The organism is Cytophaga sp., from assembly GCF_051961495.1.
GTDB lineage: Bacteria > Bacteroidota > Bacteroidia > Cytophagales > Cytophagaceae > Cytophaga.
In genome coordinates this window covers 1-12,181 of sequence record NZ_JBQCDF010000032.1, presented here as the reverse complement: position 1 = coordinate 12,181, position 12,181 = coordinate 1, and the positions used below count along the sequence as shown (strand labels likewise).

At 40.8% G+C, this 12,181-nt stretch carries 12 protein-coding genes and 1 pseudogene; 11 read left to right on the top strand and 2 right to left on the bottom strand.

Annotated features, from left to right (window positions below):
• The 7 genes from ACTHJT_RS01715 to secG form a co-directional block, all read left to right on the top strand.
• Window positions 1-1,093 (top strand): amino acid permease (locus ACTHJT_RS01715; protein ID WP_440235908.1); only part of this gene is annotated, 1,093 nt, incomplete at its 5' end.
• A gap of 172 nt (window positions 1,094-1,265) precedes the next feature.
• Window positions 1,266-1,970: a hypothetical protein gene (locus ACTHJT_RS01710; protein ID WP_440235906.1), complete on the top strand. Its 705-nt coding sequence runs from the start codon at window positions 1,266-1,268 to the stop codon at window positions 1,968-1,970.
• 181 nt (window positions 1,971-2,151) lie between these two features.
• Window positions 2,152-3,597 carry a tRNA (N6-isopentenyl adenosine(37)-C2)-methylthiotransferase MiaB gene (gene miaB / locus ACTHJT_RS01705; protein WP_440235905.1) on the top strand — a complete coding sequence of 482 codons (1,446 nt, stop codon included), beginning with the start codon at window positions 2,152-2,154 and terminating at the stop codon, window positions 3,595-3,597.
• Between the two features lie 103 nt (window positions 3,598-3,700).
• Window positions 3,701-4,972, top strand: a complete 1,272-nt coding sequence (locus tag ACTHJT_RS01700) for a sigma-54 interaction domain-containing protein (RefSeq protein WP_440235904.1) — start codon at window positions 3,701-3,703, stop codon at window positions 4,970-4,972.
• Window positions 4,950-5,486 (top strand): LptE family protein, encoded by a 537-nt coding sequence (locus tag ACTHJT_RS01695; RefSeq protein WP_440235903.1) that lies wholly within the window; start codon window positions 4,950-4,952, stop codon window positions 5,484-5,486. Before ACTHJT_RS01700 ends, ACTHJT_RS01695 begins: the two co-directional genes overlap by 23 nt.
• 1 nt (window position 5,487) lies before the next feature.
• Window positions 5,488-6,828: a hypothetical protein gene (locus tag ACTHJT_RS01690; RefSeq protein ID WP_440235902.1), complete on the top strand. Its 1,341-nt coding sequence runs from the start codon at window positions 5,488-5,490 to the stop codon at window positions 6,826-6,828.
• A gap of 6 nt (window positions 6,829-6,834) precedes the next feature.
• The gene (secG, locus tag ACTHJT_RS01685) at window positions 6,835-7,167 is read left to right on the top strand and encodes a preprotein translocase subunit SecG (protein ID WP_440235901.1); all 333 of its coding nucleotides are present in this window, start codon (window positions 6,835-6,837) and stop codon (window positions 7,165-7,167) included.
• An 86-nt stretch (window positions 7,168-7,253) separates the two neighbouring features.
• Here secG and ACTHJT_RS01680 read toward each other — a convergent pair whose 3' ends face one another.
• The gene (locus ACTHJT_RS01680; RefSeq protein ID WP_440235900.1) at window positions 7,254-7,979 is read right to left on the bottom strand and encodes a hypothetical protein; all 726 of its coding nucleotides are present in this window, start codon (window positions 7,977-7,979) and stop codon (window positions 7,254-7,256) included.
• A gap of 225 nt (window positions 7,980-8,204) precedes the next feature.
• Here ACTHJT_RS01680 and ACTHJT_RS01675 point away from each other — a divergent pair, with 225 nt between their 5' ends.
• The 4 genes from ACTHJT_RS01675 to ACTHJT_RS01660 all read left to right on the top strand — a co-directional run bounded on the left by ACTHJT_RS01675 (window position 8,205) and on the right by ACTHJT_RS01660 (window position 11,343).
• A complete protein-coding gene (locus tag ACTHJT_RS01675) occupies window positions 8,205-8,483 on the top strand; it encodes a co-chaperone GroES (RefSeq protein WP_440235899.1) in 279 nt (92 codons plus the stop codon).
• 58 nt (window positions 8,484-8,541) lie between these two features.
• Complete coding sequence (gene groL / locus ACTHJT_RS01670) at window positions 8,542-10,173, top strand: chaperonin GroEL (RefSeq protein WP_440235898.1); 1,632 nt, start codon at window positions 8,542-8,544, stop codon at window positions 10,171-10,173.
• A 167-nt stretch (window positions 10,174-10,340) separates the two neighbouring features.
• Entirely contained in the window at window positions 10,341-10,709 is a 369-nt protein-coding gene (locus ACTHJT_RS01665; protein WP_440235897.1) for a hypothetical protein, read from the top strand.
• 25 nt (window positions 10,710-10,734) lie between these two features.
• Entirely contained in the window at window positions 10,735-11,343 is a 609-nt protein-coding gene (locus ACTHJT_RS01660; RefSeq protein ID WP_440235896.1) for an HAD family hydrolase, read from the top strand.
• Window positions 11,344-11,476: 133 nt separating this feature from the next.
• Here ACTHJT_RS01660 and ACTHJT_RS01655 read toward each other — a convergent pair.
• Window positions 11,477-12,181: pseudogene (locus ACTHJT_RS01655) on the bottom strand (AsmA-like C-terminal region-containing protein); the annotation flags it as partial.

The following is a 12,181-nucleotide window of genomic DNA, read 5'->3' as shown; positions in this document are numbered from 1 at the left end:
GTTCATATTCGACCTGCCTGCAATCTTTATCACCGTTGTGATTACTATACTCGTTTATATTGGCATCCAGGAATCCAAGCAGACCAACAATGTGCTGGTTATTTTCAAGATCATGGTACTGCTGCTGTTCATTGTGGTAGGCACTACTACGATCAATACAGACAATTGGACTCCTTTTATTCCCAATGGCTGGTCTGGCATTTTCAAAGGCACTGCTGCCGTTTTCTTTGCCTACATCGGGTTTGATGCCATCTCAACAACTACGGAAGAATGCGTAAATCCCACGAGAGACCTGCCTCGCGCCATCTTCGCATCTTTGTTAATTTCAACAATCATTTATATCGCCATCGCACTTGTACTTACCGGTATGGTACATTACAGCATGCTCAATGTAGGCGATTCCCTCGCCTATGCACTTGAACAAACAGGTCTATACAAATTCGCGGGCTTACTGTCTTTTAGTGCCATCGTTTCCATGACAGGTGTCTTGCTGGTCTTCCAGATCGGGCAGCCCCGCATCTGGATGAACATGAGTCGCGATGGTTTGCTGCCTAAAACGTTATCCCGCATTCATCCTGTATATAAAACCCCTTCCGTAGCCACTGTATTAACAGGTCTCAGCATCATTCTGCCTTTATTATTTCTGGATCTGAAACAAGTCGTTGACCTTACAAGTATTGGTACCCTGTTCGCCTTCCTTATTGTGTGTGGCGGCATCTGGATCAAAAAAACAGACAGCCCTGCAGATTCCTTCCGGATACCATTTATTCCCGGCCGTTATTTATTACCCCTGATTATGATACCTATTAGTGTGTTGTATATACATTCCATTCATACCGAACTTACGTTCGACATACAGCACCTGCCTGTCTATTCTTGTCTGTTCGTACTTGCCATAGCCATTATTTACGGAAGTATTACCAACAAATCGCTGATCCCGGGTATTGGCGTTTGCCTGAATATTATTCTGCTCTCAACCATGCATCATGAAAACTGGCTGCGCTTTGTGGTATGGCTGGTCATTGGATTGGTTATTTATTTCTTCTATGGAAGAAAGCATTCTGTATTAAATTCACCAAAGCTTAATACCTAAATTTCAACCGTTTTAGTAAATTAGTCACTTAGTAACAATCAAATTTTTAAACCAAATTTTCCCAATGAAACAATTATTTTATTCACTTCTTCTCATATGTCTTTGCTTTGCGTTAAGTGTTTCCTGCAAAAAATCAGAAGATCCAACCCCATCCAGTCCCCAAAAAGTTGACATGGCAAAAACGCTAAACAAAAGATGGACCACTACTACTTCTAACAGCAGAACAACTGCAGATCCTACAGCCAGTGATTATGTATCTTTTGAATTCAACTCTTCCGGAAATTATTATATCATTAAAGCGGATAAATCCATGATATCAGGAACATATACGCTGAATACCGTTGATAGCCTTGTTACGCTATTCAACGGCAGCTCTGCCACAAGTCAATACGGTACACTAAACATCGAAGAAATTACAGATACAAAATTAATTTTCAGATTAACGTTACCCACTGTTGCTACACCTATTGATATCAGCACCACAGCTATAACGACTTCTGTTGGCAGCTCTTCCGGGACGTCTGTTAACAACACGACAAAAATTGCCAAATCCTGGAAAGTTGATACCTATACCAGCAACAATACCACATACACCATCACCGCTCCCATGTACGCGTACGTGGTGTTTACCGAAAACGGCACATATTGGACAGAGACATATAACGGACCTGGCACAACGGTTCAATTAAGTAATGGACAATGGAAATGGTCTGATGCTACACAAACAAATGTATGCACCGTAATGACTGACACCACGCCTGATTGTTCCGGCAGCGCTACATCTATTAGTTTTGATGGCGATAATAACTTAATCATGACATCCGGTTCTGCATCGAATCCTACAATCTATCATTTTGTGCCTTTGACTTTAAATTAAAAAAGCACCGGAAGTTTCAAAGCGATACCAGACTCCTCTGGTACCGCTTTTTATTTTGTCTTAGTCATTCTGTTTAAGCTAAGCGTATTTTTCTTTCTGCCATTCTGTCATATATAGCATATTTTTAGTATATTTGCGTCTATAAAGCTATGGGAACAAAATCCCTCCTGTTTTAATATTCATGAAACAAATTGTTCAAGACTTAGATATACTCCCTTCTGCGCCCACGGCAGAAGAAAAAGCAGCCTGCGATCTTCCCCGGATAACGGAAGAGCGTAATACCGGCAAGCAGCGTAAATTATATATTGAAAGTTATGGCTGTCAGATGAATTTCTCTGATAGCGAGATCGTCATGTCCATTCTTACCGAAGACGGATTTGATACGACATCCACACCCGATCATGCAGATGTGATTTTACTGAACACCTGTTCCATCCGCGATAATGCCGAACAGAAAGTACGTCACCGCCTGGTGCATTTTAAAGGGCTGAAGCGAAACAAACCGTCCATGATTGTGGGAATGCTGGGTTGCATGGCCGAACGTTTGAAAGCGCAATTGCTGGAAGAAGAAAAGATCGTAGACATGGTAGTAGGCCCGGATGCGTACCGGGATCTTCCAAACCTGATCAAAGAAGTAGACAGCGGACATAAAGCGGTAAACGTATTTCTTTCCCGTGAAGAAACTTATGCTGATATTAACCCGCTGCGTTTAAGCGGTGACGGTGTATCGGCCTTTGTATCCATCATGCGTGGCTGCGATAATATGTGCTCGTTCTGTGTCGTGCCTTACACACGCGGCCGCGAGCGCAGCAGAGATGTACATTCTATTCTGAATGAAGTAAAAGAACTGGTTGCAAACGGTTATAAAGAAGTTACGCTGCTCGGGCAAAATGTGGATTCCTATAAATGGGCTGAAGCTGACACAAGCGAACAGATAAACTTTGCTCAACTGCTGGAACGCGTAGCCCTGGTGGATCCGGACCTGCGCGTACGTTTCTCTACTTCGCACCCGAAAGATATTACAGATGAAGTATTGTATACCATGAAAAAGTATGACAACATCTGTAACTCGATTCACCTGCCGGCGCAAAGCGGTAATACCCGTATTCTTGAACTGATGAACCGCACCTATACACGCGAATGGTATATGGAACGCATCACCAGGATCCGTGAAATTCTGGGCGACGACTGCGGTATCTCTTCTGATACCATTGCCGGCTTCTGTTCGGAAACAGAAGAAGAACACCAGGATACATTATCGCTCATTGCATTTGCAAGATTTGATTTCGGATACCAGTTTGTTTATAGCGAACGTCCGGGAACGCCTGCCGCCAAGAAACTTGCTGACGATGTACCGGAAGATGTGAAACAACGACGTTTGTCTGAAATCATTACCTTACAGCGCCAGTTATCGCTGGAACACAATCAGGCACAAATTGGTACAATACAAAAAATATTGATCGAAGGGGTTTCAAAAAAATCTGATAACGATCTGAAAGGGCGAAACAGCCGTAACATGATGGCGATCTTCCCGAAGAAACATTATACCAAAGGACAGTATGTAAACGTACTGATCACGGGCTGTTCCGGCGGTACGCTGTTCGGAGAAATTGTGGAAGAAGTGTAGAGTATAGAGTTTAAAGTGTAAAGTGTATAATGCGATCTTACACTTTACACTCTAAACTTTACACTTTTCTTAAAACTTAAAACGTAAAACTTACTACTTTTCAATGACTCTCAACCAGGAAATACAAAGCGTAAAACAACGGTTTGGCATTATAGGCAATGCTCCTGCATTGAATCATGCCATACAGGTGGCGATACAAGTGGCGCCAACCGATATGACTGTGTTGATCACAGGCGAAAGCGGAAGCGGAAAAGAATCATTCTCTAAAATTATACATCACTTAAGTTCCCGCAAACATGGCCAGTTTATTGCCATCAACTGCGGAGGTATTCCGGAAGGAACCATTGACTCCGAATTGTTCGGTCATGAAAAGGGCTCCTTTACAGGTGCACAGGATTCCAGAAAGGGTTATTTTGAAGTAACCAACGGAGGTACTATTTTTCTGGATGAAATTGGTGATATGCCTTTAGGTACACAGGCGCGTTTGCTGCGTGTACTTGAGAACGGTGAATTCATTCGCGTAGGTTCTTCCAAAGTACAGAAAACAGATGTACGGGTTGTAACCGCTACCAATGTGAATTTGTATGAAGCGGTACAAAAAGGTAAATTCAGAGAAGATCTGTATTACCGTTTAAATACCGTGCCCATCTATGTACCGCCATTGCGGGAACGTGGCGGGGATGTCGAATTAATCTTCCGGAAATTTGCTTCAGATTTTTCTGAAAAATATAAAATCCAGCCGATCCGTTTAAATGATGAAGCCAAAGAACTGCTGCTGAAATTCCGTTTCCCGGGTAATATCCGTCAACTAAGGAACATTGCCGAACAAATGTCGGTACTGGAAACAGAACGTGACATCACTGCTGAGCAGCTGAAAAAATATCTGCCGAGCGAAAGCTCTCTGCCTGCCTTAACAAGCAATGGCAAGAAAGGCGATGATTTTTCAGAAAGAGATATTTTATATAAAATCCTTTTCGACATGAAAAAGGATATGAATGATCTGAAGAAACTGGTGTATGATTCCCTGCAGAATGAATCTTATGGCAGTCAGATCATTAAACAAAACAGCGATTTATTTCATAGTATTGGACCAGTAGAAGAATTGCCTGTACCAAAACCTTCCTTTGTGATTCACAAAAACAACCGCGATGCGGATGAGCACATTGAAGTGGTGGAAGACATTGATCACAGCACCGATGAACCGGCTGTTGAATCACTTTCACTGGATGAAAAAGAAAAAGAAATGATCTTAAAAGCGCTGAAAAAGAATCACAACAAACGTAAGTACGCTGCCCAGGATCTTGGTATTTCCGAAAGGACCTTATACCGCAAATTAAAGCTTTATCAAATTGATGAAACAGAAAATAATGGCTAACAGATATTACACCATTCCACGGAACTTGATCCTTGCAATTGCAGCATTGCTCCTGTTTGGAGGCTGTTCAGCCAATTACAATTTTACCGGCGGCAGTATCGAGCCTAATATCAGTACCATTTCGATCCAGTCCTTTTTCAACCAATCTGGTAACGGACCGCCTACCATGAGTTTACAACTGACAGAAAAACTAAAAGCGTTCTATCAGAATAATACGAAGTTAACGATCGTAAAAGAAAACGGTGACTGGCAGCTGGAAGGCATGATCACCAAATACTTCCTGCAGCCCATTGCTCCGCAAGCCAATATGACGGCGGGTCAAATGAGGCTAACCATTACAGTCAATGCTACGTTTACGGATGAAAAGAACAATCGGAATTTCAAAAAAGATTTTTCTTTTTATTCAGACTATGATCAGTCACAAACATTGTCACAGGTTGAAGCCGAAAAAGTGAATACGATTCTGGACCAGCTTGTATTAATGATTTTCAGCGAAACAACATCCAACTGGTAACTTGAATAAACAACGATACATAGCGCTACTACAGAATCCATCAGCTCTAACCAAGGCTGATATTCCGGACATCGAGGAGTTGATTGCCCAATTCCCCTATTGCCAGAACGCGCATATCCTGTTAGCCAAGATCCAGTCTGAGGCTGGTAGCATGCACGCAGCCAAACTCACCCGAAAGGCAGCCTTATATACTTCAGACCGGACAAAACTAAAACGTTTACTAAGTCCTGAATCTTCGCCTTTAACAACAGCTACTCCGACTGTTGAAGAAAAAATAACATCTCTGCTTCTCGAAGAAAAAAAACAGATCCCGGTTGAAGAAAAAGCAGTTGATATAGCGGAAACTATAACAGAAACTGCAGCTGTAGAAGCACAAATACCATCTGCTTCCACAACTGAAACAAAAACATCTGCTGTTGAAACATCTGCTGCAAAAAATATAAAAATTGAAGCAGATAAGCAGGCGACGAACTTCTTAACGGAGTTAGAAGAAAACCTAAAAGCATTACACGCATCTAAAGCCCGTGCCGCCGGTACACTGAATACAGATCTCAATAAAGGAATTGAAAAGATCATCACACCAATCGAAGAAGCCAAGCCTGTTGCAGGTGCAGTTACTGATGTGCCGGTGAATGATTCGATTGTACAGATAACTCAGCCAATTAGCAATACGACTGCACCAAATATAGCTGCGGAAGAAACAAAGACAGAATCTGAGGATACTAAAAAAACGCATTCAGGCTTAATTGAAACGGAGGTTCCGAAAAAACCTCCGGTGGGCAATGATGTATTGGATCTGATCCTGAGCTTCGACAACCGCGTGAAGGATTACTTTGACATCAACGATTATACTTCTAAAAAAACGCAACAGTCTGATTCAGCAGAAGAAAAGCCCGCCGGAGAAACGATTGATACAAGTCCCGCTTACCAGTTACCATTTACCAATGCCGACTGGAAACTGGAAGAAAGTAGATTGGAAGAACAAGGTTCGGATTCATCCGGCCTGCTGTTGAATTATTTAGAGTATTTAAAAGAACAACGGAATAAAAAACAAAAACCTGATAAAAAGAGAGAAAAATCCATCATCAGCCGATTTATTGAAAAAGATCCGATGATTTCCCCCCTCTCTTACAGTGAATCTTATCCGGAAGAAGAAAAATCGAATGAACCATCTAGTAATCAATCAAAACCAACTTTCGTTTCAGAAACATTTGCAAAATTATTAGAGAAACAGGGAAAAATAGAAAAGGCAATTGCAATATATGAAGAGCTGATATTGAAAAATCCCGAAAAAAGTTCTTACTTTGCAATTCAAATTCAAGAATTAAAAAAGAAACTTTAACATACAATGATTTATACGTTATCTATTTTGTTGATTATTTGTGCTATTTTATTGGTAGTAGTGGTATTAGCTCAAAATTCTAAAGGTGGTGTGGCAGATGGCTTCAGCAGCTCTACTCAAGTAATTGGCGCAAAAAGAACAGGAGATTTTTTAAGTAATCTTTCTATTGGCTTAGCAGTTGCAATCTTATTAATCTGCTTAACATTTAACTATGTTGCAAAACCTACTTCTGATGCAGATGCTTCTGATGCTGAGGATGCTGAAATTGAAAATACAGAAGGTGCCGCACCAGCTGAAGATGCTGAGCAAGCACCGGCTAAACAAGACACAGCTAACTAAAACTGTTTCATACATATAAAAAAACTCCCGTTCCGATCCGGATAGCTATCGGGATCGGAACGGGAGTTTTTTTTGATCTTATCCAACTAACTATTATTTGCCTTAATACTCAGATAGCGCACGAGCGCCAGTTGTGCCACAGGCATTACTGTTTCTTTTTCAGGATACCCGATTTCCGTTTGAATCAGATACGTTGCAGGATTTGGTAGTTCCGGATACTTACGGATCAGTTCCAGCTTTTTTGAATTCACTGTATTACTGATTGACTGTGTAAACGAATCAATCTTTTTTGTATGAATACCTCTGAACTTTTCCTGAGCATGGTGAAAGATCGTAATATCGTATTGATAAATATGCGTTTCCTTATCCGGTGGTTGGTTCAACAGTATATAGCCGGCATCTGTATACAAAGGCTCCAGACCTATAGGCTCTATCTGTAAGCTTTTTTCAACATCCTCATAAATTCCTCGCCCTTCCTCCAGCCCATTCCCCACCACAGGTATGGCAAATTCCAGAATCTCTTCGATTTCGTTCATCAATTTGCTGTCTGAAACAAGTTCCCGGTATAAAAAATCAACTTTATCCGGATCTGCAGCTGCTATTTCTTTTGGGAAATTATTCTTTAAGGACTGCTTATTGTTTCGGATCGCAATTAGATTCTGATAATGCCCATAAAGTTCCGATAAGGGCGGATATAACCTGCGTTCCTTAAAATCATGCTTTACAGAACTTAAATATCCAAGAAGAAGGTATTTCTTGTATTCAAAGTCAATCAAGCCTTTGGTAAGCCAATCCGAATCCAGGTGTTTCATAACGCAGTTGGTTTGGGTTTTCTAGTTAAAACGCTAATACTGTCATTTTGTTAGTCACAGGTAATGAAATGTGGCTATTTAATAATAATATTACCCATTTTTGTCAGTTTTTAAGACTATTTTTATGCCATAATTTCTTCGCAGCCCTTTGGCACGATAGTAGACAGAGAGCAGTTGGAAATTAATTTCCTTATTTTAAAATCTTTTAATAATAGATAATAGATTATGAGTAACGTAAACATCAAACCACTAGCAGACAGAGTGCTGGTTGAACCAGCTGTTGCAGAAGCAAAAACAGCATCAGGTATCATTATTCCTGATACGGCAAAAGAAAAACCACAAAAAGGAATCGTAGTTGCCGTTGGAACAGGCAAAAAAGATGAGCCGATGACAGTAAAGATTGGCGATTCAGTACTTTACGGAAAATATTCCGGTACTGAAATTTCTGTAGATGGCAAGGATTACTTGATCATGAAAGAATCTGATATCTACGCTGTTCTTTAATTTTTAAAGAGCTTTTATACATTTAAAACCGTACAAAAAACTTAAACTACAATCTAAAATGGCAAAGCAAATTTTATTTGACAGAGATGCCCGCGAAAAATTAAAAAAAGGTGTTGATGCATTGGCGGATGCAGTAAAAGTAACCCTTGGACCAAAAGGCAGAAATGTAATTTTAGATAAGAAATTCGGTTCGCCTGCAATTACCAAGGATGGTGTTTCAGTAGCAAAAGACATTGAATTGAAAGATGCTATCGAAAACATGGGTGCTCAATTAGTAAAAGAAGTTGCATCTAAAACAGCTGACCAGGCTGGTGATGGCACAACTACAGCAACTGTTCTTACGCAGGCAATCTTCAATGCAGGTTTGAAAAACGTAGCTGCAGGTGCAAACCCCATGGATCTTAAGAGAGGTATCGACAAAGCAGTTTCTGCAATCATCGGTGATCTTAAAGTTCAGTCTAAGAAAATCTCCAACTCAAATGAGATTGCACAGGTTGCAACGATCTCTGCGAACAACGATCATGAGATCGGTAAAATGATTGCTCATGCAATGGATAAAGTTGGCAAAGACGGCGTTATCACAGTTGAAGAAGCAAAAGGTACTGAAACAGAAGTAAAAACGGTAGAAGGTATGCAGTTCGATCGTGGTTACCTATCACCTTACTTCGTTACAAATACAGATAAAATGGAGGTTGAATTAGACCGTCCGTATATTCTGATCTACGATAAAAAAGTTTCTTCTATGAAGGAATTGCTTCCGATCCTTGAACAAGTTGTTCAGTCCGGAAGACCATTATTAATCATTGCAGAAGATGTTGACGGTGAAGCATTGGCTACACTTGTGGTAAATAAAATCCGCGGTGCACTGAAAATCGCTGCTGTAAAAGCTCCAGGCTTTGGTGACAGAAGAAAAGCTATGTTGGAAGACATCGCGATCTTAACAGGCGGTACAGTTATTTCTGAAGAGAGCGGATACAAATTAGAGAACGCTACGCTTGAATATTTAGGTACAGCTGAAAAAATCAACATAGATAAAGACAACACAACGGTTGTAAACGGTTCAGGTGCAAAAGAAAACATCGTTGCACGTGTTAACCAGATCAAATCTCAGATGGAAAATACAACATCTGATTACGATCGCGAAAAACTGCAGGAGCGTCTGGCTAAGTTATCTGGTGGAGTTGCCATCATGTACATTGGTGCTGCTACTGAAGTTGAGATGAAAGAGAAAAAAGACCGTGTGGATGATGCTTTACATGCAACCCGCGCCGCTGTTGAAGAAGGTATCGTACCTGGTGGTGGTGTTGCCTTGATCAGAGCAGGTGCTGCACTGGATAAAGTTCAGTTCAACAACGAAGACGAGAAAACAGGTATCCAGATCATCCGTACAGCAATCGAAGCTCCTTTACGTTCTATCGTGTACAATGCAGGTCTTGAAGGTTCTGTAATTGTTCAGAAAGTAAAAGAAGGTTCTGGTGATTATGGATACAACGCGCGTGAAGATAAATACGAAGCAATGATTGCCGCTGGTATCATTGACCCTACTAAAGTAACTCGTTTAGCGCTGGAAAATGCTGCATCTGTGGCATCTTTATTATTGACTACAGAATGTGTAGTGGCAGACGAGCCTGAAGAAAAATCTGCTGCAATGCCTCCGATGGGCGGCGGCGGAATGGGTGGCATGATGTAATTCATGTAATAAAATCTGTTCTTTTAAAAAACTTCCCGTTATTTAGCGGGAAGTTTTTTTGTTTATTTCCCGATAGGATTCGTAAATTGTATGGCGAAAGGAATTGGCACTCATTATCACAATCTTACGCCGGTTTTTTCGTTAAACGGAAGAAAGAAAGTTCAACTATGGTTCAAGTAACTGTGTTAAATTGGGCATACGAGCATTATTTGTATTACCTGTGTTTATCCATTGCAGATACAGACTGTGTCATTTCAGAATCAGATACAGCACGCATCAAGAATGAATTATTCCCTAATGTAGACTCCAACCGATTGCAGTCTTTACAGCGCGAAGTATACAACGAATACCTGGTTCATTCAGAAAAAGAACGTACCGAATTCATAGCCGCGAATGCAGCACGTTTTCTCAGAACACCTGCTATACGTGCTAAAGTAATCTCCCAGCTTGAAGCACTTTCCGGAAAAGAAGATGAAAACAATCCTGCCTGGATCATGTTCCGTTATATCCGCAAAGTGATCAATACCCTGAAATAATTCTATTCCCCATTACATACAACACATGAGTGCATTTGAAGTACCTTCGCATATTAAAGGTTTTATTTTTGATATTGACGGTACTCTTGCAGATACAATGCCTGCCCACTACAGGGCCTGTGTACGTGTAGCCAGTGAATTCGGCTTTGAATTTCCCCTGGATTATTTCATTGCCATGGCCGGCATTCCTACAACCGATGTATTTAAAGCTCTTCTGGAAAAACAGCATAAGACATCCATTTCTGCTGAGAAAGTTTCCGCGCTGAAAGAAAAATATTATCTGGAAGAAGTTCCTTCCATACAGCCGATATCCTTTACGATGGATATTGTAAAAAAATACCATGGACAAATTCCCATGTCCATGGGCACCGGCGGCACACTGGAAGTTGCCCTTCCAAACATCAGACAAATTCATGCAGACAAATATATTTCGATTCTTGTCAGCGCCGAAGACGTAAAAAAACACAAGCCTTTCCCCGATACATTTTTAGAATGCGCCAGACGCATGCAGGTAAAACCTGAAGAATGTTTAGTATTTGAAGATGCTGCAAACGGTTTCCGGGCAGCAGAAGCGGCCGGTATGGGCTGGATCGACGTGACGAGATATCATACGCCGGAATACAGTGGTCAGTAAACAGTTGTCAGTGTAAAAGTACTTAGCACAGAGTATATAGTACAAAGACAATAAAACTAAATATCTCCCCTCACCGTAGTCTGTGTGCCACAGACCATGGTGAAATTCATAACTCATAATTTATAATTCCTAATTAACCTTCCTTCTTCCCTTTCCCCATTGCCACTTTAGGATCATCATAAGTTCCTGTTACATGGAAAGGAATTTTCATTTTATCAATCGGAATTAATTCGATCTTGATCAGATAATCCAGATTACCGCCTGTAATATCATTGGATCCCACCACATCGGTATTCAATCCATTTACTTTCAGTGAAAATGGTTTGATGTATAATCTGTTGTCGGTGATATACGAATCCATGGAAAAGTTTTTCAGATCCGGGTTTTTCATTTCCTGTTTAGCGGATTTGCTGATTTCATAAAACATTTTCATTCCATTAATCTTTGCGTCGGCAATGGTTACGTTACCGCCACCTTTTAACGACGGCAGTTTAATCATTCCTTTCTGATCCAGCTCTCCGGTAAGTTTATAATTGATGGATACACGTCCATAGGTATCACCAGCAGCCGGCGCAAGCTTACGCACCAGGGCAATTTCATTATAAGCTTTATTGATATCCAGTTCTTTCACATCCAGGTCTACATCAAAGAGCGGATGCCTGATGTCGGTGGTATTGTAATTTCCAGTAACCGAGAAGAAAGCATTCAACGAATTAAAACCTGTTTCATCCAGGGTCAGTATTCCGTTTTTAATCGTGATTTCGCCTTTCAGTTTGGTAATATGCAGATCCTGGTAATACACGTTTGCAATTTCTGAGTCGAAAATAAAATTTACATT